We start from the raw sequence: 20359 nt of genomic DNA, 5'->3' as shown, positions 1-20359 counted from the left end.
CGGCGGTGCGACCCCGCGGGGCCTGCTGGGCGTGCTCGCCGTCCTGGGCCTGCTCGCAGGGGTGGACGAGCTCGTGGACGAGGTCGAGCACCTCCAGCTGGTGGCTCAGGTCCAGGAAGGTGGTGGGCTCGTCCAGCAGCAGCAGGTCGGTCTCCTGCGCCAGCGCCAGGGCGATCCACGCCCGCTGGCGCTGCCCCCCGGAGAGCTCGTCCACCACGCGGTCGGCCAGGTCCAGCGCCCCCACGCGCGCCAGGGCGCGGCTGACGGCGTCGTCGTCGGCGGCCGAGGCGGTGGAGAACCACCGCTGGTGCGGGTGGCGGCCGCGGGAGACCAGGTCGCGCACGGTGAGGCCCTCGGGGGCCGTGGGGCTCTGGGGCAGCAGCGCCAGCTGCTGGGCCACGGCACGGGTGGGCATCGACTCGATGGCCCGCCCGTCCAGCAGCACCCGCCCGGCGGTGGGGCGCAGCAGGCGCCCCAGGGCCCGCAGCACCGTGGACTTGCCGCAGCCGTTGGGGCCGACCACCACCGTGAGGGCGCCGTCGGGCACCGCCAGGTCCAGGCCGCCGTCGCGGCCCACCACGACGCGCTCGCCGTAGGCCAGGCGCACGCCCTCGGCGCGCAGCCTGCTCCCGGCAGAGGAGGCGGGAGCGGGAGGTGAGCTGGTCATCACACGGTCCTCTCGCGGGCTCGACGCACGAGCAGCCAGATCAGGTAGGGGGCGCCGACGATCGAGGTGACCACCCCGACGGGCACCTCCTGGGGCAGGGTGAAGAGCAGGTCGATCCCGAGGCTGGTGCGCCCGACGCAGTCGGCCAGCACCACGAGCACCGCGCCCAGCACGGCGCTGGCGAGCACGGGGGGCCGCCCCCGGGCAGCGCGACCGGCCAGGCGCAGCGCCACCTGGGGCACCAGCAGCGCCACGAAGCCGACCGGACCGCAGGCCACCACGGCGGCGGCCGCGGCGGCCACGGACACCAGCAGGACGGCGAGCTGGCTGCGCTGCAGGCCCACCCCGAGGGCGCGGGCGGAGTCGTCGCCGAGCACCAGGGCGTCCAGGCGGTGCCCCAGCACCAGGGCCAGCGGCAGCAGCACCGCGAGCGCGGCGCCGGCCTGGGCGACCTGCTCCCACCCGCGCCCCGACAGCGAGCCCGACAGGTAGCGCACGGCCTCGGCGGCCCACTCCAGCCGGGCCCCGATGAGCATCCAGGAGATCAGGCCCTGCAGGGCGGCGGCGATGCCGATGCCGATGAGCACCAGGCGGGCGCCCTGCACACCGCGGCGCCAGGCCAGGGCGTAGATCAGCAGGGCCGTGCCGAGGGCTCCCGCACCAGCGGCCAGGGGCACGCCCACCGCCGACAGCGGCCCGGCCAGGGAGGGGGCGGCGGTGGAGGCGAGGATCACCACCACGGCGCCGGCGGCGGCGCCCCTGTCGACCCCGAGGATGTCGGGGCTCGCGAGGGGGTTGCGGGCGAAGGCCTGCAGCAGCGCACCGGACAGGCCCAGCAGGGCGCCGACGGCGACGGCGGTGCTGGTGCGCGGCAGGCGGAGCTCGGTCACCACGAAGCGGGCGCCGCGGTCCCCTCCGCCGGTGAGCACCGCGACGACGTCACCGAGACCGAGCTGGGCGGACCCGCGGGACAGGTCGACGGCGACGACGAGCACCAGCAGCGCCAGGCCTGCGACCACGAGGGACACCGAGCGCCAGCGCAGGCGCACCGAGACCGGCCCGGCGCGCAGCGCGCGGGTGCCGGGGGCCGGGGACAGCTGGGGGCGCACCGCGCCTGCGGACCGGCGGGCGAGGGCGGGCGCGCCCACGGGGCCGCTCACAGCGCCGCTCACGGGGCCGCTCACAGGGCCGCTCACAGGGCCGCTCACAGGGCCGCTCACAGGGCCACCAGCCGGCGGCGGCGCACGAGCACCACGAACGCGGGTCCGCCCAGCACGGCCAGCACCACCCCGACCGGCACCTCGGCCGGGGAGACCACCAGGCGCCCGACGACGTCAGCGGCGACCACGAGCACCGCCCCGACCAGCGCCGCCACCGGCAGCAGCCAGCGGTGCACAGGCCCGACCAGCGCGCGCGCCAGGTGCGGGACCACCAGGCCGACGAAGGCGACCGGCCCGCAGGCTGCGGTGGCGGCGCCGACGAGCGCCACCACCCCGGCCACCCCCAGCAGCCGGGCCGGACCGACGCGCAGCCCGGCGCCGCGGGCCACGTCCTCGCCCAGGGCCAGCAGGTCCAGGCCGCGGGCGCCGAGCAGGGCGAGCACCAGGCCGACGGCGGCCACGGGAGCGGCCAGGGCGACCACCTCGGTGGTGCCGGTGACGGCGCCGACCGCCCAGAAGCGGTAGGCCTGCAGCCCGGTGGCGTCCGCCAGGACCACCGCCTGCACCAGCGAGCCGAGCAGCGCCGTGACGGCGGCCCCCGCGAGCACGAGGGTGAGGGGGTCGGCCCCGCTCCCCGACCGGCCCCGCGAGCGGGCGCCCCCCAGGGCGATCCCCAGGACCACCAGCGCCCCGGCCCCGGCGCCCACCAGCGCCGCGGTGACCGTCACGGCGGGGGGCAGCACGCCGTCGGCGCCGAGCACCACGGCCGCCACGACCACGGCCAGCGCCGCGCCCTGGGTCACCCCGAGCAGGCCCGGGTCGGCCAGGGGGTTGCGGGTGTGGCCCTGCATGAGGCCGCCGGCCACCCCGAGCGCGGCACCGGCGAGCAGGCCGAGCAGCGTGCGCGGCACCCGCAGCTGCCACACCACGACGGAGGCCTCGCTGGCCCCCGGGGCCGCCGCGGCGGCCGGACCGGCGCGCAGCACGTCCACCACGACCGGCAGCGGCAGCGCCTTCGAGCCCAGCGCCAGGCCGGCGGCCACCGCGAGGACCACCAGGCCCAGCAGGACGACGACGACGGCGCCGCGGTGTCCCGGCGAGCGGCGTCGCCCCCCGGCGCCCGGAGCCGCCTGGTCTGCCGGACCGCCCGCGGGACGCGCGGGGCGCGCAGCGGCGTCGGTCGCGATCACCCGGGTGAGGTTAGCCTGCCCTCACCTGTTCTGGGAACCGCCCCCGTCGTCGTCCTCCCTCCGGGGGGCGAGGAGCCTCAGCCCGGGGCGACCTCCACCACCAGGTCCCCGCCCTCCACCTGCTGCACGGCCCCGATCGCCAGGCGGCGCACGGTGCCGGCCACCGGGGTGGTGATGGCGGCCTCCATCTTCATCGCCTCGATGGTGGCGACCGTCTGGCCGGCCTCGACGGCGTCCCCCTCGGCCACGACGAGGGTGACCACCCCGGCGAACGGGGAGGCGACGTGCCCCGGCGCGGAGGGGTCGGCCTTCTCGGCCGAGGCGACGGACACCTCCAGGGTGCGGTCGCGGACCGCCACGGGCCGCAGCTGCCCGTTGAGCACGGTCATGACGGTGCGCAGGGCCTTCTCGTCGGGCTCGCCGACGGCCTCCAGCCCGGCGATGAGCGACACGCCGCGCCCCAGCCGGATGACGGACTCCTCCCCGCGGCGCAGGCCGTACAGGTAGTCGCGGGTGTCCAGCACCGACACGTCGCCGTAGGCCTCGCGCACCCGGGCCAGCTCGGCGGCCGGGCCGGGGAACAGCAGCCGGTTGAGCAGGTCGCGCCGCTGCCCGCTGGTCCCCGCGGGCGAGAGGTCGGCCGGCGCCGCGAGCGCGGCCTCGTCCTCGGCGGGCAGCGCCACCTCGCGCGGGGTCGTGCTGCGGCCCGCGAGCGCCTTGGTGCGGAAGGGCTCGGGCCAGCCGCCGGGCGGGTCGCCGAGCTCGCCGGACAGGAACCCGATGACGGAGTCGGGCACGTCGAAGCGCTGGGGGTCCTCGGCGAAGTCGGCGGGGTCGGCGCCGACGGCGACGAGGTGGAGGGCGAGGTCGCCGACGACCTTGGAGGAGGGGGTGACCTTGACCAGGTGTCCCAGGATCCTGTCGGCGGCGTGGTACATCGCCTCGACCTGCTCGAACTTCTCGCCCACGCCCAGGGCGATGGCCTGCTGGCGCAGGTTGGACAGCTGCCCGCCGGGGATCTCGTGGTCGTACACGCGTCCGGTGGGGGCGCCGACGCCGGACTCGAAGGGCCGGTAGAGGCGGCGCACGGCCTCCCAGTAGGGCTCCAGGTCCATGACGGCGCGCAGGTCCAGGCCGGTGTCGCGCTCGGTGTGGCGCAGCGCGGCGACCAGGGCCGAGGCGGGCGGCTGGCTGGTGGTGCCGGCCATGGGGGCCGCGGCGACGTCGACGGCGTCGACTCCGGCGTCCACGGCGGCGAGCAGGGTGGCGAGCTGGCCACCCGCGGTGTCGTGGGTGTGCAGGTGGACGGGGAGGTCGAAGCGCTGCCGGAGCGCCGTGACGAGCTTCCTGGCGGCGGGCGGGCGCAGCAGCCCGGCCATGTCCTTGACCGCGAGGACGTGGGCGCCGGCCTCGACGACCTGCTCGGCCAGGCGCAGGTAGTAGTCGAGGGTGTACAGGTGCTCGGACGGGTCGGAGAGGTCTGAGGTGTAGCAGAGCGTCCCCTCGGCCACCGCGGTGCCGGTCTCCAGGACGGCGTCGATGGCGGGGCGGATCTGGGAGATGTCGTTGAGGGCGTCGAAGATGCGGAACACGTCGACGCCGGTGGCGGTGGCCTCGGCGACGAAGGCCCTGGTCACCGCTTCGGGGTAGGGGGTGTAGCCGACGGTGTTGCGCCCGCGCAGGAGCATCTGCAGCGCCACGTTCGGCACCGCCTCGCGCAGGGCGGCCAGGCGGTCCCAGGGGTCCTCGCCGAGGAAGCGCAGGGCGACGTCGTAGGTGGCGCCTCCCCAGCACTCCACGGAGAGCAGGCCGGGGAGCATCCGGGCCAGGTGGGGGGCGACGGCGACCAGGTCGCGGGTGCGCACGCGGGTGGCCAGCAGGCTCTGGTGGGCGTCGCGGAAGGTGGTGTCGGTGACCGCGACGGGCACCTGGGCGCGCAGCGCCGCCGCCCAGGCCGCCGGGCCGAGCTCCAGCAGGCGCTGGCGCGAGCCGTCCGGGGCGGGCGCCTCGACGTCCGAACCACCCGGCAGCTTCTCGACCGGTGCGAGGGAGGTGGGGGCCTCCCCGTGCGGGCGGTGCACGGTGACGTCGGCCAGGTAGGTCATGAGCTTGGTGCCGCGGTCGGCCGGGGTGCGGGCCCGCAGCAGCTCGGGGCGCTCCTCGATGAAGGAGGTCGCCACGTCCCCGGCGGTGAAGGCGGGGTCGTCCAGGACCGCCTGCAGGAACGGGATGTTGGTGCTGACCCCGCGCACGCGGAACTCCGCGAGCGCCCGCCGCTGGCGGCGCACGGCGGTCGGGAAGTCCCGGCCGCGGCAGGTGACCTTGACGAGCATGGAGTCGAAGTGGGCGCTGATCTCCACGCCGACCTCGATGGTGCCGCCGTCCAGGCGCACCCCGGCGCCGGCGGCGGAGCGGTAGGCGGTGATGGTGCCGGTGTCGGGGCGGAAGCCGTTGGCCGGGTCCTCGGTGGTGACGCGGCACTGCAGGGCCGCTCCGCGCAGGACGATGCGGTCCTGGGACAGGCCGAGGTCGGCGAAGGTCTCCCCGGAGGCGATGCGCATCTGGGACTGCACGAGGTCGACGTCGGTGACCTCCTCGGTGACGGTGTGCTCCACCTGGATGCGCGGGTTCATCTCGATGAAGACGTGCTGCCCGGCGCGCTCGCCGGCGGTCTCCACGAGGAACTCCACCGTGCCGGCGTTCACGTAGCCGATGGACCTGGCGAAGGCGAGGGCGTCGCGGGTGAGGGCCTCGCGCAGGCCCTCGTCGAGGTTGGGGGCGGGGGCGATCTCGACGACCTTCTGGTGGCGCCGCTGCAGGGAGCAGTCGCGCTCGAACAGGTGGACGAACCCGTCGTCGGCCGCACCGGCGCTCCCGGCGGCGTGGGTGCCGGCGGTGCCGTCGCTGAGCACCTGGACCTCGATGTGCCGCGGGCGCAGCACCGCCTGCTCGAGGAACACCGTCGGGTCCCCGAAGGCGCCCTCGGCCTCGCGCATCGCCGTCGCCAGGGCCTCCGCGAGCGCGGCGGGGTCGTCCACGCGGCGCATGCCGCGCCCGCCGCCCCCGGCGACGGCCTTGACGAAGACCGGGAACCCGATGCCCTCGGCGGCGGCCACCAGCTCGTCCACGTCGGAGGACGGCGCCGAGGAGCGCAGCACGGGGATGCCGGCCTCGCGGGCCTGGGCGAGGGCGCGGACCTTGTTGCCGGCGAGCTCCAGCACCCCCGGCGGAGGACCGACGAAGGCGATGCCGGCGTCGGCGCAGGCCTGCGCCAGGCGGGGGTTCTCCGAGAGGAACCCGTACCCGGGGTAGACCGCGTCGGCCCCGGACTCCCGGGCGACCCTGACGATCTCGTCGACGTCGAGGTAGGCGCGCACGGGGTGGCCGCGCTCGCCGATCTGGTAGGCCTCGTCGGCCTTGATGCGGTGGACGGCCCCGCGGTCCTCGTAGGGGTAGACCGCCACCGTGCGGGCCCCCAGCTCGACGGCGGCGCGGAAGGCGCGGACCGCGATCTCCCCGCGGTTGGCGACCAGGACCTTGCGGAACACGCGACCTCCTGCAGGACGGCTCGCCCGGGAGCCGCCCGACGTCCCGCGGGCAGCGGGACCGGGGGCGGCTGGACCGGACGCTAGCGAAGGCGCGCCTCCGGCGACAGGGCAGCGACAGGGCAGCGACGAGGGGGGCGGTCCCCACCCCGCGGCCCGGGCGAGCACCACCGGCGCGCAGGCCCGGGCGGGCTCCACCTAGCCTCCGGTCATGGCACGGACCATCGCGACCACCACCCGGGTCGGCCTCGAGGAGCTCCTCGACTTCGCCCGCACCCGCCACGACGTCGTCCTGACCACCTTCCGCCGGGACGGCTCCCTGCAGTCCTCACCCGTCACCGGCGGCGTCGCCGGCTCCGGGGGGCAGGCCCGCTTCGTCATCTCCACCTACCCCGACCGCGCCAAGGCCGTGAACCTGCGCCGCGACCCCCGAGCCTCCCTGGTGGTGCTCTCGAAGGGGTTCGGGAACGAGTGGGTGCAGGTGGACGGCACCGCCGAGGTCATCGACGGCGAGGACGCCGTGGAGCCGCTGGTGGAGTACTTCCGCTGCATCTCCGGGGAGCACCCGGACTGGGACGAGTACCGCCAGGCGATGCGCGACCAGGGCAAGTCCCTCATCAGCATCACGCCCACCCGCTGGGGCCCGATCGCCACCGGCGGGTTCCCCGCGCGACTGGCCTGAGCCCCGGCCCGGACGGGCTCAGGCGCCGTCGTCCTGGACCTCGGCGTCGGGGGCCCGGCCGGCGCGGGGAGCGGGACCCGCGGCGCGCACGCGCTCGACCTCCGACAGCGCCCCGCGCAGCTCGGTGAGCCACTCCTCGGTGTGCTGCCCGACCAGGGCGACGCACCAGGCGAGCGCCTCCGAGCGCGAGCGCGCGACGCCGGAGTCGACGAGGGTGTCGAGCACCAGCCGCTCGGGCTGGCGCAGCCGGGTCATCGTGGGCACCGAGACGGTCGTGAAGACCTCCTCGGTGGAGCCCAGCCGGGCCCCCCAGGCGACCGCGCGACCCCAGCGCTCCTCGATCTCCCGGGCGATGCTCACGCGCTCGTCGCGGGTGGTCTCGCGGAACCTGGCGATGCGCCCCCGCTCGGCGCCGGTCCGCTCGGCGTCCCCGGACGGGCCGTCCGGCAGGGCCGGGTCGAGGGCGGGCAGCTCGCCGACCACGAGCACCTCGTCGCGGTCGACGGTGAGCTGCGGCGGACCGGTGAACCACTCCGAGGGGAGGCGGCCGGCGAGCCAGCCGGCCAGGCCCTCGGTGGACGGCGGGGCGCTCTCGCGGCCGCGCGGGCCGCCGCGCCCGCGGCCGCCGCGCCCCGGGCCTCCGGGCCCGGCGAAGGGGCCGCCGAACGGGCCGGGTCCCCCGTCGGCGAACGGACCTCCCGGGCCGAAGGGGCCGCCGCGGCGCTCGCCGCGGGCCGCGCGCACGCGCTCGGCCCAGACGGCGGCGACCTCGGGGGGGATGTGCCTGCGGGTGCTCCTCATGGTCGTCCTCCCGGACGTCGAGGCCAGCGCTGGCCGCTGGCCGGTACCACGAGATTACGCGATTACATGCTTACGCTGCAAGAGTCGTCGTCCTCCCGTGGCTCACAGGTCCGGCCAGGTGTGCACCGGCTCCCCGCCGTCCTGCCGCTCGGCGTAGCGGGCCACCACCCCCGCGAGCGCGGTGCGCCGGTCGGCGCCGCGCTCCTCCAGGGCAGCCAGCGCCCGGGCCTGCCACTGCGCGCCGGTGCGGCCGGTGGCCGCGCGGGCCTCGGCCACCTGCAGGTACCTGTCGACCTCCGCCCCGGAGACCCCCGCCGCCGCCAGCCCCTGCGCCGCCAGCGGCAGCACCACCTCCAGCAGCAGCCGGCGCGCCTCCACCAGGCCGCGTCCCGGCCACGGCAGCCGCGCGCGCAGCCCCTCGCGCGCGCCGTCCCGGAGACCGGCCACCACGGCCTCGTGCGGCAGCAGCTGGGAGGGGTCCGGTCCTGCGGTGCGCAGGGCGTGCACCGCCCCCAGCCAGACGGCGGCGTCGGCCACGGCGTCCAGCACGGTGGGGGCGGCGGGCAGCACCCGGTTCTCGATGCGCAGGTGTGCGAGCCGCTCCCCCCGGGCCCCGGTGGGGTCGGGGCCGGTGTCGTAGACCGGCCGGTTCCAGCGCCACACCGTGCCGCCGTGCAGGCACAGCTCCTGGAGCCGGGGCGCGCGCCCGGCGGCGAGCTCGGCGGCGGGGTCCTCCGCCCAGGTCTGCGGCAGCAGCGGGGGGAACAGGCGCGCGTTCTCCGCGAAGAGGTCCCACGCCGCGAGCGCCCCGCGGTCGGTGTCGAGCCAGCCGCTGCCGGGGAAGACCCGTGCCGGGACCCCGGCGGCGGCCAGCTCGGGCGGGCGGGTGTCCACGGCCTGGGTGAAGACCGGCACGCGCGACTCCTCCCACAGCCGCGCCCCGAAGGCGAACGGGCTGTTGGCGCCCAGGGCCAGCTGCGGGCCCATGAGCAGCTGCGCGGCGTTCCAGCTGGCGGCGAAGAGCTCCGGGGCCACCTTGAGGTGCACCTGGGTGCTCGTGCACGCCCCCTCCGCGGCGAGGGTGTCCAGCAGCAGGGACAGCCGCTGGCCGCCGGGGGTGCCCGGGGCGGCCTCCACGTCGAGCTCGAGGTCCTCCCCGCGGGCGGCCAGCACGGCCTCCTGCAGGGCCCGGTAGCGCGCCGACGGCGTCATCCAGTCCCCGCCGGTGTGCTCGGGCAGGAGCGTGGGCAGCAGGCCCGTCATGAGCAGGCGGCCCCCGGCCTCGCGGGCGCGGGCGTCGGCGGCGTCGAGCCGGTCGCGCAGCCCGCGCTCCAGCGCCGCCAGCCCCCGTCCCTCCAGCGCGCCCGGCGGCAGGTTCACCTCCAGGGTGTGCGCGCTGATCTCCGGTCCCCACAGCGGCGCGTCGGAGGAGGCGGCGATGCGCTGCAGCACCGCGTCGTTGGCGCGCAGCGGTGCGCTGGTGGCCGGGTCCACGAGCACCAGCTCCAGCTCCACGCCGACGCGCGGCGGGTCGTCCTCGAAGCGGGCCCGCCCCGCGGCGTGCTCGGTGAGCATCCCCTCCAGCGCTGCCAGGCACAGCGCCAGGCGCTCACGGTGCGCGCGGCGCCGCTCCCGTCCCAGCGCCGAGGCGTCGACCTCCTGCCCCACCGCCGTCACCTCCTCGTGCAGTCGGACCCGGGCCCGTCGAACCCCTGCTCCGAGCGGGTGACCGCCGCCGGGGCCCGCGTCGCGCTGCGCTGCGGGCGCCTGCGGTGCGTGACCCGCCGGACGGGCTGTCGGTGGGGCCGCCTAGCGTCCCAGGGGTGCGGATCCTCCACACCTCCGACTGGCACCTGGGGCGCAGCTTCCACCGGGTCGGCATGCTCGAGCACCAGGCGTCGGTCCTCGACGCCCTGGTCGAGGTGGTCCGCGCCGAGCGGGTCGACGCCGTCGTCGTCGCCGGAGACGTCTACGACCGCGCGCTGCCCGCGGTCGACGCGGTGGAGGTCCTCGACGACGCCCTGCACCGCCTCCTCGACGCTGGTGCGCAGGTGCTGCTCACCAGCGGCAACCACGACTCCGCCGCCCGCCTCGGCTTCGGCGGGCGCTCCCTGGAGCGCGCCGGCCTGCACCTGCGCACCCGCGCGGCCGACGCCGCCCGCCCGGTGGAGCTCGCCGACGCCCACGGCCCGGTGGCCCTGTACGGCGTGCCCTACCTCGAGCCGGGGCTGGTGGCCGGGCCGCTGGGCGTCGCGCGCAGCCACGCCGCGGTCCTCGGAGAGGTCGCCGACCGGGTCCGGGCCGACCTCGCCGAGCGCCGCACCGGCGACGGCGCCCGCGGGCGCACCCGCGCGGTGCTCGCGGCGCACGCCTTCGTCGTGGGGGGCGAGGCCAGCGGGGACGAGCGGGACATCACCGTGGGCGGCGTCGGCTCGGTGCCCGCCGGTGTGCTCCTGGGCGGGCGCGGAGGAGACGGACCGGACGACGACGGGGGCGCGGGCCCAGCAGCCGCGTCCTCGCTGGACTACCTGGCGCTGGGCCACCTGCACGGGCGGCAGGTGCTGGCCGAGCACGTCCGCTACTCCGGCTCCCCGCTGGCGTACTCCTTCTCCGAGGCAGGGCGCGCCAAGGGGCACTGGCTGCTCGAGCTGGGCGCGGACGGTCTCGAGCGGGTGGACCCGGTCGACGTCGCCCCGCCACGGGCGCTGGCGCTGCTGCGCGGTCACCTGGCCGACCTGCTCGCGGCCCCCGAGCACGAGACCGCGCGGCAGGCGTGGTGCCAGGTGGTGCTCACCGACCCCGAGCGGCCCCGGGAGCCCATGGCCGCGCTGCGCACCCGCTTCCCCCACGTGCTGGCGCTGTCCTGGGAGCCCGAGCTCACCGGCGAGCGGCGCCCGCAGGGGTACGCCGAGCGCGTCGCGGGCCTGGACGAGGAGGCGCTGTGCTGCTCCTTCGTCGACCACGTCCGCGGCCGCGCCGCCGACCCGGCCGAGCGGGCCCTGCTGCGCGCCGCCCTGGAGGCCACCCGGCCCGAGCTGGCCGAGGCAGACCACCGCCCGGAGCTCGACGGCCTGGACGGCCTGGTCCGTCCGGGGGAGGTCGACCTGCGCGAGCGCCACCTCGACACCGCTCCTGCTGGCGACAGGGCCGGCGACAGGGCGGCCAGCGCGTGAGGCTGCACCGCCTGTCCGTGACGGCCTTCGGGCCCTTCGCCGGCTCCGAGCAGGTCGACTTCGACGCCCTGTCCGCGGACGGGCTCTTCCTCCTGCACGGGCGCACCGGCGCGGGCAAGACCAGCGTGCTCGACGCCGTCTGCTTCGCCCTGTACGGCGCCGTCCCCGGCGCCCGCTCCGGAGGCGCCCCCGACCTGCGCTCCCACCACGCCGCCCCCGAGCTCGCACCGGTCGTGGAGCTGGAGCTCACCGCGGGCGGGCGCCGCCTGCGGGTGGAGCGCTCCCCGGCCTGGACCCGGCCCAAGCGCCGCGGGGAAGGCACCACCACCGAGCAGGCCCGGACCCTGCTGGCCGAGTGGTCCCCCGGGGCCCCGGACGCCGGGCCGGAGGGGTGGCGGCCGCTGTCCTCCCGCAACGACGAGGCCTCCCAGGTGCTCACCGACGTCCTGGGGATGGCCCTGCCGCAGTTCGCCACCGTGGTCCTGCTGCCCCAGGGCGAGTTCGCGACCTTCCTGCGCTCCGGGGTCACCGAGCGCCGCGCCCTGCTGCAGCGCCTGTTCTCCACCGACAGGTACGAGCGCGCCGAGCGGTGGCTGGCCGCCGAGCGCGCCCGCACCGCCGCCGCGCACGACGCCGCGGCAGCGCGCCTGGCAGCCCTCGCCGACCGCGCCGAGCACGCCGCGGCCGAGTGGGCTCCGGACGCCGGGGCCGCGCCGGACGACGACGCCGCGGCCCGCGGCGGCCAGGCCCTCCCCGCCGCCCAGGACCTCCTGGAGCGGGTGCGCGGCCTGGCCCTGGCTGCCCAGCGGGCCGCCCTGAGCTCCGAGGCCGAGCGCGTCGGAGCCGCCACCGCCGCCCGGGCCGCCGCCGCCCGCGAGCACGCGCTGCGCGCGTCCGCCGACCGTGCCCGCCGCGCCGCCCAGGTGCGCGAGCAGCGCCACCGGCTGGAGCAGGCGGTGCCGGCCGTGGCGCGCCAGCGGCGCGAGCTGGAGGCGGCCCTCGCGGCGCAGGGCCTCGAGGGCCACCTGCGGGCGCTCGCCGCCGCCACCGACGGCGTCGCCGAGGCCGAGCGACGCGCCGCCGGGGCTGCAGCGGAGCTCGCCGCTGCCGCCGGGCCCGACGGGCCCGCCGGGACCGACGGGTCAGCCGCACCCGAGGACCGGTCCAGCCCGGAGCAGCTGCGCGAGAGCGCCGCGCGCCACCGCCAGGAGCAGGGACGGCTGGCCGAGCTGGTGCAGCTGGAGGCCGAGACCGCCCAGCGCGAGCGCCAGGCCCGCGAGGTGGCCGCCGAGCACGACCGGCTCGCCCGCGAGCAGACCCGCCTGCGCGAGCGGTCGCAGCGATCAGCTCAGGCGCGCGCCGAGCTCGCCCAGCGGGCCGAGTCCGCCGCGGCCGGCGCCGCCGCCGCGCCGGAGACCGCCGCCGCCCTCGCGCGGGCCCAGGACCTCCTCGCCCACGCGACCACCGCCGACGCGCTCACCGCTCGCTGCGAGCCCGCCCGGCGCGCCGCGCTCGAAGCCGACCGCACCGCTCTGGAGGCGCGCAGCCGCTGGCTGGACGCGCGCCAGGCGCGCTGGGAGGGCGTCGCCGCCGAGCTGGCCGCCCGGCTGGAGAGCGGGGCCCCGTGCCCGGTCTGCGGGTCCTGCGAGCACCCGGCGCCCGCGGACGGCGGCCGGGGCCCCGCCCCAGCGCCACCGGACGTGCAGGGCCAGCCCGTGCAGCCCGTGCAGCCCGTGCAGCCAGCAGCAGCGGCCGTGGCCGCCGAGGACGCGGCCCAGGCGGCGTTCGAGCGCGCCGACGCGGCCGCCCGCGCCGCCCAGCAGCAGCTCTCCGACCTCGAGCGGGACGCGGCGGCCGCCCGGGGCCGCGCCGGTGGGACCAGCGCGCAGGACGCCGCCCAGCTGCTCGAGCAGGCGCGCCTGGCCGCCAGCAGGGCCAGTGCCGCCCAGGCCGACCTCGACGCCGCCCGCGCCGAGCTCGCGGCCCTGCAGGCCCAGGAGTCCGCCGACGCCGCGGCCCTGCAGGACGTCTCCAGCGCGCTGGCCCGCCTCGCCGAGCGCGCCGAGCAGCTGGCCGGCGCGCTCGACCGAGACCGCGCCCGGCTCGAGGCCGCCGGCGGGCAGGAGGGCCTGGCCGCCCGCAGCGCGCGCCTGGCGGCCCTGGCGCGCGCCGCTGAGGCGCTCGCCGCGGCCGGTGAGGCGGAGGCCTCCGCCCGCGACACCGCTCGCGACACCGAGGACGCGGCGGTGGCGGCCGCCTCGACGGCGGGCTTCGCCGACCTCGCCGCCGCTCGTGCGGCGCTGCGCTCGAGCGCGCAGCGGGCAGAGCTGCAGGGCGCGGTCGCCGCTCACGAGCGCGCGACGGCGGCGCTGGAGGCCCAGCTGGCCGAGCTGGCCCGTCCGGACCGGACCAGCGCCCCCGGCGCGGAGCGCCTCGACGACTCCGACGAACTCGACGACCAGGATGACCCGGACGACCCGGACGCCCCGGACCGGGCGCTGGCCGCGCTCGCCGAGGCCGCGCAGCAGCGGGCCGCGGCCGACGAGGCCGCCGAAGCAGCGGTGCGGGCCGCCGAGCGCGCCGCCACCGCCGCCGCGCAGCTGGAGCGGCTGGAGGTCGAGACCGCCCGGGGAGCAGCCGCGCTGGAGCCGCTGGCCCGCCGCGCCGAGGTCGCCGGAGACCTCGCCCGGTGCGCCGAGGGCACCGGTGGCGGCAACGCCCGCCGGATGAAGCTGTCGACCTACGTGCTGGCGGCGCGCCTGGAGCAGGTCGCCGCTGCCGCCAGCGAGCGGCTGGAGGTCATGAGCGACGGCCGCTACCGGCTGGTCCACACCGACGCCCTCGAGCGGCGCGGCGCGGGCTCGGGGCTCGGCCTGAGGGTGCTCGACGCGTGGACCGGCGTCGAGCGCGACGTGGCCACGCTGTCCGGGGGCGAGACCTTCATGGCCTCCCTCGCGCTGGCGCTCGGCCTGGCCGACGTCGTCCGCGCCGAGGGCGGGGGCGCCCCCGTGGAGACGCTCTTCGTGGACGAGGGCTTCGGCACCCTCGACCCGGAGTCCCTGGAGGAGGTCATGGGCGTGCTGGAGCAGCTGCGCGCCGGCGGCCGCGCCGTCGGCCTCGTCAGCCACGTCCCGGAGCTGCGGACCCGCGTGCCGGCGCGGCTGGAGGTGCTGCGCACCTCCACCGGGTCCCGGCTGGCCACCGTCCTCGCCTGACCTGGCCCGGAGGTCGAGACCTGCGGGAGCCTGGCCGGGTGGACCGCGCCTTCGCCCAGCACGTGCTGGCCGCCGCCGCCGAGGAGGGCCCCGAGCACCTCGCCCGCGCACGCGCCTGGGTCGAGGAGCTGCCCGCCGTCGTCGACCGCTGGCGGCGCCACTGGCGCCTGGGACCGCTGACCCAGGTGCCCGCGAGCATCCACTGGGTGGGACGCGGCGTCCGCGACGACGGCCGCCCGTGCGTGCTCAAGCTCGCCGTCCCCGGGGCGCCGCAACCGCTGGCCGAGGTGCACTGGCTGCGCCGCACCGCTGGTCAGGGGCACGGGGCCGCGGCGGACGTGCGCCCGGTGCGCCTCCTGGACGCCCGTCCCACCGCCGGTGCGCAGCTGCTGGAGCTGGTGGAGCCGGGCGAGCCGCTCGCGGCCCCGCTGCTGGCTGCCGCCGGCACGGCGCGCTTCGCCGCCGCCGACGACGCCGCCTGCGAGGTCATCGGCAGCGCTGCGCGCGCCGTGCGCCGGCCGGCCCCCGTCCCCCGGGACGACGACGAGCGCGCCGACCCGGCGGGTCGCGCCGCGCTGGGGTCCGTGCGCGGTCACCTCCGCGAGCTCCTCGCCGTCGCCGAGCTCCGCGACCCGCGCCACCTGCTCCTGCCGGCCCGCCTCGTGGAGGTGGCGGCGCAGCAGGGGCGCCACCTGCTCGGCACCGCGGCCGCGGCCGGCCAGGCCGACGCGCTCCTGCACGGCGACCTCCACCACGACAACGTGCTGAGCGCCGCCGGCGGCTGGGTGGTCATCGACCCGCACGGCGTGGTCGGCGAGCCCGCCTACGAGGTCGCCGCCGCCGTCTACAACCCGTTCAGGCTCGGGGAGCTTGCGGCAGGACGAGCGGTGGTGCGCTGCGACCGGCTCGCGCAGGCGTCGCAGCTGCCCGAAGACCGGGTGCGCGGGTGGGCGCTGGTGCAGGCGGTGCTGTCAGCGGTGTGGTCCCTCAGCGGACGCACCGCCGCCGGGGACACCGGGGAGGCACTCCCCGGCGACGTGCGGCACGTCCTCGCGGTGGCGGAGCGCCTGGCCGGCTGACCGTCCCAGGGAGGTCAGCGGCCACCGCCACAGCGTGCAGGTGCAGCGGCCGGTGGTGCCTGCAGATGGTCCAGCAGATGGTCCAGCAGATGGTCGGCAGCCGGTCGGCAGCCAGGGTCAGCCGGCGGTGCGGCGAGCGGCGCGCCGGGCAGCGAGCTCGTCGGTGGCGGAGGAGCCGCCGTCGACCTTCTCGCTGGGCAGCGTGGCGAGGGAGGACTCGACCTCGCGCCACACACGCCCCACGGCGATGCCGAAGACGCCCTGACCGCCCTGGACGAGGTCGACGACCTCCTCGGCGGAGGTGCACTCGTAGACGCTGGCGCCGTCGCTCATGAGCGTGATCTGGGCGAGGTCCTCGACCTCGCGCTCGTGCAGGTGGCCCACCGCCGAGCGGATCTGCTGCAGCGACACCCCGGTGTCGAGCAGACGCTTGACGACCTTGAGGACGAGGATGTCGCGGAAGCCGTACAGCCGCTGCGTGCCCGAGCCGCTGGCAGGACGCACGCTCGGCTCGACCAGGCCCGTGCGGGCCCAGTAGTCCAGCTGCCGGTAGGTGATGCCCGCCGCCTTGCACGCGGTCGGACCGCGGTAGCCCGCCTCGCGGTCGAGCGCTGGCAGCGCGTCGGTGAAGAGCAGGCTCTGCGCAGCCGCGGTGCGACCGCTCCCGCCGTCTCCCGTGCCCCTCACGCGGTCCTCCTGTCGTGCGCCGTCCCGGGCCGGCGCGGGACCGCGGCTCGTGGCGAGTCGCGGACCGCCGGCAGCTCCGGTGCAGGGCGTCCTCATGACGGTAGGGCCGGGCAGGCCCCCCGTCAACGAAGGAGCCCCTCAGCGCTCCGGCGTGTCGCGCCCTGGCGTGTCGTCTCCGGCGTCACCGGGCGGGTCGCCCTCGAAGTCCTCGGCGCTGACGTGGTCGAGGAACTCCCGGAACTTCTCCACCTCGTCCTCGTCCTGGTCGGGGACGGGAACGCTGGCCGAGGAGAGCACCTCCTCGGCCCCGAGGATGCGCGAGCCGGTGCGCAGCGCCAGGGCGATGGCGTCGGAGGAGCGCGCGCTCACGGTCGTTCCGCCGTCGAGGACGAGCTCGGCGTGGTAGATGCCGTCCAGCACCTTGACGATCCGCACCTCGACCAGGGTGCGCCCGACCGCCTCGAGCACGTCCTTGAGCAGGTCGTGGGTGAGGGGGCGCGGCGGCACCACGCCCTGCTGGGCGAAGGCGATGGCGCTGGCCTCGGGAGCGCCGATCCAGATCGGGAGCATGCGGTCCCCTTCGCGCTCCCGCAGCAGCACGATGGGGTTGTTCGAGGGCATCTCGACCCTGACCCCCACGACGTCGAGCTCGCGCACCCGCCCACCGTAACGCCGCCCGCGGCACCGTCCAGCGGGCGGGTCATGACCGGGTCATGACCGGGTCATGACCGGGTCATGACCGCACCGCGACCGCACCGGGACCCGGTCGGACGCGTCAGGGCGCGGGCGGGACCTCGTCCAGGGCGCAGCCCAGCGCCGCCGCGTGCAGGGACAGCAGGGAGGTGACCAGCTCCAGCGCCACCCGCTCGGCGTCGTCGGCGCGCTCCTCGGCGCGCTCGGGCCGCTCGCCGGGCCGGGCCCGCCGCAGGGGGCTCACCACCTGCTCCACGAGCGCCGCCTCGGCCCCGACCGCGGTGCGCAGGGCCCGCAGGTGGCGCGGCTCGATCCCGTGCTCACCCAGAACGACCGCCGCCGTCACCAGGTCGAGCGCGGAGCGGGGGTAGCGGCCGGCGGTCTCGCGCGGGAGGAGGCCGTGGTCCTCGAGGGCCTCGAGCAGCGCCAGCGAGCCACCGGCCGCGGCGAGCACCTCCGTGCGCTCCACCGGGTCCCTGCGAACGGCCCGGGCGGACCCGCCGCCGGCAGCCGGGGCACCGGCACCGGGCCCGTCGTCGAGCCTCCCGGGGACGGCGCCCGCGTCGTCGTCGTGGACCCCGGAGGCAGCTCCCGCGGCAGCAGCGGCCGCGGTGCTCGCCCTGAGCGCCTCCGAGCCCGCCACCGCCCGCGCCGTCCCGGGTGGCACGTCGGCGCTCGGGTCTGCGCCCGGGTCTGCGTCGAGGGCGGCGAGGTGGTCGCGGATCACCCGCAGCGGCATGAACTGGTCCCGCTGGAGGCGCAGCACCGTGCGCAGCCGCTCGACGTCGGCGAGGGTGAACTTGCGGTACCCGCTGGGGGTGCGCTGGGGGGACACCAGGCCGCGGTCCTCGAGGAATCGCACCTTGGAGTGCGTGACGTCGCTGAACTCCGGCGCCAGCCGGGCCAGCAGCTCACCGATCGTGAGCAGCGGTTCCCGCTGCTCCCCTGCGGGGGCGTCCTGCGGCGTGCGGCGGGCGGGGGAAGCGGCCCGCTCGCTCACCGCGCGCGGAAGGAGTGGAAGGTCAGGCGGTACTTGCCGATCTGGACCTCGTCACCGTTCGTGAGCAGGACGTCGTCGACGCGGTCGCGGTTGACGTAGGTGCCGTTGAGGCTTCCGACGTCGCGCACGCGGAAGCGCTGCCCGTCGCGCACGAACTCGGCGTGCTTGCGGGAGACGGTGACGTCGTCCAGGAAGATGTCGCTGCTGGGCTGACGACCAGCGGTGGTGCGGTCGTCGTCGAGGAGGAAGCGGGCCCCCGCGTTGGGGCCGCGCTGGACCACGAGCAGGGCGCAGCCCTCGGGCAGCGCGTCGACGGCGCGCTGCTGGTCGGAGTTCAGCCCGGGGGGCGCGTCGGACGAGGTCTCGACCTCCGGCACCGAGATGGCCGGGAAGGACATCGTCGTGTCCGAACCGCCCTGCCTGCCCGGCTCCTCGCGCTCGCTCACGGGGCCACCCTAGCCGTCGCGCGGACGGCGGGTGCAGGGCCGCCGCACCCGCGCCCGGCCACCGGCGTCACGAGATGTGGTCCCGGTAGCCGGCGGCGTCGAGCAGCCCGTCGAGCGCGGCCGGGTCGTCCAGGCGGACCTCCAGGACCCACCCCTCGCCGTACGGGTCGGAGTTCACCAGCTCGGGGCTGCCGTCGAGGCTGTCGTTGCGGCCGGTGACCTCCCCGGTGACGGGGGCGTACAGCTCGCTGACGCTCTTGGTGGACTCCAGCTCCCCGCACGAGGCGCCGGCCTCCACCCGGTCCCCCACGGCCGGGAGCGAGACGTAGACGATGTCGCCCAGCTCGCCCTGCGCGTAGGCGGTGATGCCGATCCTCACGACGTCGCCGTCGGTGGCGGCCACCCACTCGTGCTCCGCGGTGTAGCGGAGCTCTTCGGGGACCTCGACGTCGGGCATGGAGGGGCCTCCTGGCTGAGCAGCATCGGGGGTGACGGCGCCGACGACCGGGGACCTCAGCCCGGGGCGCTCGGCGCGACCGTGCGAGCGTACGCAGGCGCGCCCGCGGGCTGCAACGCCGTCACGTCGACCGCGTCGAGCTGCTCCACCGAGATCGAACCGCCGACCCGCCGGACCGTCGGACCGACGCCGTCGGGGAACTCCATCGCGCTGGCCAGCGTCTGCGGACCACCGATGGCCAGCACGGTGAACGGGGCCCTGACCAGCACCTCCGTCCCGGGGCCGCCCACCGCGACGGCTCCGTCGGCGGAGTCGGTGAAGGCGCTGCTCGCGATGACCCGCGCGTCGCCGATCTGGATCGCCTCGGCACCGGCGTCGCGCAGCTCCTGCACCGCGCCCAGCAGGAGCGTGGCGGCGCTCGGGCTCGAGCCGGACGGCACCTGGACCGTCAGCCGGATGCCCGGCCCGGTGGCCGGCAGCGTGCCGGCGAGGATGCCGAGGGTGTCCACGCGCTGCTGCGCCAGCTCACGGGCGGCGGCCTGCTGGTCGCCGCTGGCGCGCAGGTCCTGCTGAGCGCTCTCCAGGTCGCTGATCTCGCGCTGCAGGCGCTCGGAGCGGTCGGTGGCGTCGTCCAGGAGGCCCAGCAGCTCCGGCTGGGGCAGGGCCGCCAGGTCGGCGCCCGTGCGCTGCTGCACCTGGACGGCGACGGCGAGGCCGAGCAGCAGGCACAGCAGCCCCACGACGAGCTGCCCGCGGGTGGCGCGGGGGGCGAGGGCGTAGCGCAGGCCGCGGCGGGTCCCGTGGCCTGCGGGCGCCGCGGGAGCGGGCTCGGCGGGAGCGGGGGCGGCGGGAGCGGGGGCGGCAGCGGGCGCCGCGGGAGCGGGCTCAGCGGGAGCGGGGGCGGCAGCGGGCTCCTCGGCGGAGCGCTCCGCGGACCCGGGACGCGAGGCCGCGCCAGGGGCGGCGCCGCCGCGCTCGTCGTCGTCGGCGGGGATGTCGAGCAGGAGCTGGTCTGCGGAGCCGGCACCTCCGGCCGCCGGCAGGTCGAGGGCGAGCTGGCCGGGGCCGGGGGCTGCGGGCGGGTCCGGCTCGGGGCCGGGTCCGCCACCGTGGCCGGTCCGGGCGTCGTCGGCGGTCATGCCTTGAACAGGTGGCGCCGGATGGAGGCGACGTTGGAGAAGATGCGGATGCCCAGCACCACGATGACGCCGGTGGAGAGCTGGCTGCCGACGCCGAGCTGGTCTCCGAGGNNCAGCGCCGCCACCACGACGTTGGACAGGAACGACACCACGAAGACGCGGTCGTCGAAGAGCCCGTCCAGAGCGGCGCGGAAGCCGCCGAACACCGCGTCGAGGGCGGCCACCACCGCGATGGGCAGGTACGGCTGCAGCCACGCCGGCACCGTCGGGTCGAGCACCAGGCCCAGGACGATGCCGACGAGCAGGCCGACGGCGGCGATCACAGGGCGCTCGCCGAGGGGGTCGGGGCGGACGTCGGCGGGGCCGTGGCGGTCACGGGGGAGGACTCCTGCTGCTCCGGTGGGGCGGGGGCTGGGGTGCTGGCC

Annotated in this window: 16 protein-coding genes and 2 pseudogenes; 4 read left to right on the top strand and 14 right to left on the bottom strand. The window is 77.6% G+C overall.

Annotated elements, in window-relative coordinates:
• The 4 genes from FHN55_RS21070 to FHN55_RS21055 all read right to left on the bottom strand — a co-directional run.
• Positions 1–667: ABC transporter ATP-binding protein (locus FHN55_RS21070; RefSeq protein WP_139714373.1), on the bottom strand; the 667-nt coding region annotated here is incomplete at its 3' end.
• A complete protein-coding gene (locus tag FHN55_RS21065; RefSeq protein ID WP_218974897.1) occupies positions 667–1839 on the bottom strand; it encodes an iron chelate uptake ABC transporter family permease subunit in 1173 nt (390 codons plus the stop codon). The genes FHN55_RS21070 and FHN55_RS21065, both read right to left, overlap by 1 nt.
• Positions 1840–1883: 44 nt before the next feature.
• Complete coding sequence (locus FHN55_RS21060; RefSeq protein ID WP_139714372.1) at positions 1884–3017, bottom strand: iron ABC transporter permease; 1134 nt, start codon at positions 3015–3017, stop codon at positions 1884–1886.
• 77 nt (positions 3018–3094) lie between these two features.
• Positions 3095–6565 carry a pyruvate carboxylase gene (locus FHN55_RS21055; protein ID WP_139714371.1) on the bottom strand — a complete coding sequence of 1157 codons (3471 nt, stop codon included), beginning with the start codon at positions 6563–6565 and terminating at the stop codon, positions 3095–3097.
• Between the two features lie 208 nt (positions 6566–6773).
• Here FHN55_RS21055 and FHN55_RS21050 point away from each other — a divergent pair, with 208 nt between their 5' ends.
• Positions 6774–7244, top strand: coding sequence for a PPOX class F420-dependent oxidoreductase (locus tag FHN55_RS21050; protein WP_139714370.1), 471 nt, complete (start codon positions 6774–6776; stop codon positions 7242–7244).
• Between the two features lie 18 nt (positions 7245–7262).
• Here the strand turns inward: FHN55_RS21050 and FHN55_RS21045 are convergent, their stop codons facing one another.
• A complete protein-coding gene (locus FHN55_RS21045) occupies positions 7263–8045 on the bottom strand; it encodes a hypothetical protein (RefSeq protein ID WP_306821832.1) in 783 nt (260 codons plus the stop codon).
• A 102-nt stretch (positions 8046–8147) separates the two neighbouring features.
• Complete coding sequence (locus tag FHN55_RS21040) at positions 8148–9713, bottom strand: glutamate--cysteine ligase (protein ID WP_139714369.1); 1566 nt, start codon at positions 9711–9713, stop codon at positions 8148–8150.
• Between the two features lie 155 nt (positions 9714–9868).
• Between FHN55_RS21040 and FHN55_RS21035 the strand changes: the two genes are divergently transcribed.
• The 3 genes from FHN55_RS21035 to FHN55_RS21025 are packed head-to-tail and all read left to right on the top strand — an operon-like array spanning position 9869 to position 15512.
• Positions 9869–11218, top strand: coding sequence for an exonuclease SbcCD subunit D (locus tag FHN55_RS21035; RefSeq protein WP_139714368.1), 1350 nt, complete (start codon positions 9869–9871; stop codon positions 11216–11218).
• Positions 11215–14433, top strand: coding sequence for an AAA family ATPase (locus tag FHN55_RS21030; protein ID WP_180357993.1), 3219 nt, complete (start codon positions 11215–11217; stop codon positions 14431–14433). Before FHN55_RS21035 ends, FHN55_RS21030 begins: the two co-directional genes overlap by 4 nt.
• A gap of 38 nt (positions 14434–14471) precedes the next feature.
• Complete coding sequence (locus FHN55_RS21025) at positions 14472–15512, top strand: aminoglycoside phosphotransferase family protein (protein WP_180357992.1); 1041 nt, start codon at positions 14472–14474, stop codon at positions 15510–15512.
• Positions 15513–15629: 117 nt separating this feature from the next.
• Here FHN55_RS21025 and FHN55_RS21020 read toward each other — a convergent pair whose 3' ends face one another.
• The 8 genes and pseudogenes from FHN55_RS21020 to FHN55_RS23970 form a co-directional block, all read right to left on the bottom strand.
• Positions 15630–16295 carry a MerR family transcriptional regulator gene (locus FHN55_RS21020; protein WP_139714365.1) on the bottom strand — a complete coding sequence of 222 codons (666 nt, stop codon included), beginning with the start codon at positions 16293–16295 and terminating at the stop codon, positions 15630–15632.
• Between the two features lie 42 nt (positions 16296–16337).
• On the bottom strand, positions 16338–16856 hold the full coding sequence (locus tag FHN55_RS21015; RefSeq protein WP_139714364.1) for a bifunctional nuclease family protein: 519 nt from the start codon (positions 16854–16856) through the stop codon (positions 16338–16340).
• 118 nt (positions 16857–16974) lie between these two features.
• Positions 16975–17892 carry a MerR family transcriptional regulator gene (locus FHN55_RS21010; RefSeq protein ID WP_373995756.1) on the bottom strand — a complete coding sequence of 306 codons (918 nt, stop codon included), beginning with the start codon at positions 17890–17892 and terminating at the stop codon, positions 16975–16977.
• A pseudogene (locus tag FHN55_RS21005) lies at positions 17889–18215 on the bottom strand (FHA domain-containing protein); the annotation flags it as partial. The gene FHN55_RS21010 and the pseudogene FHN55_RS21005, both read right to left, overlap by 4 nt.
• A gap of 190 nt (positions 18216–18405) precedes the next feature.
• Positions 18406–18795: a glycine cleavage system protein GcvH gene (gene gcvH / locus FHN55_RS21000; protein ID WP_139714363.1), complete on the bottom strand. Its 390-nt coding sequence runs from the start codon at positions 18793–18795 to the stop codon at positions 18406–18408.
• A gap of 56 nt (positions 18796–18851) precedes the next feature.
• Positions 18852–19934, bottom strand: coding sequence for a DUF881 domain-containing protein (locus tag FHN55_RS20995; RefSeq protein WP_139714362.1), 1083 nt, complete (start codon positions 19932–19934; stop codon positions 18852–18854).
• Positions 19931–20045, bottom strand: a pseudogene (locus FHN55_RS23975) (DUF1290 domain-containing protein); the annotation flags it as partial. The gene FHN55_RS20995 and the pseudogene FHN55_RS23975, both read right to left, overlap by 4 nt.
• A gap of 2 nt (positions 20046–20047) precedes the next feature.
• Positions 20048–20257: DUF1290 domain-containing protein (locus tag FHN55_RS23970; protein ID WP_257571179.1), on the bottom strand; the 210-nt coding region annotated here is incomplete at its 3' end.
• Positions 20258–20359 lie beyond the last annotated feature (102 nt).

The organism is Streptomyces sp. NP160 (assembly GCF_006335115.1).
Classification (GTDB): Bacteria; Actinomycetota; Actinomycetes; order Actinomycetales; family Quadrisphaeraceae; genus Quadrisphaera.
The sequence above is the reverse complement of the archived record's forward strand: the minus strand, read 5'-3'. Positions and strand labels throughout refer to the sequence as shown.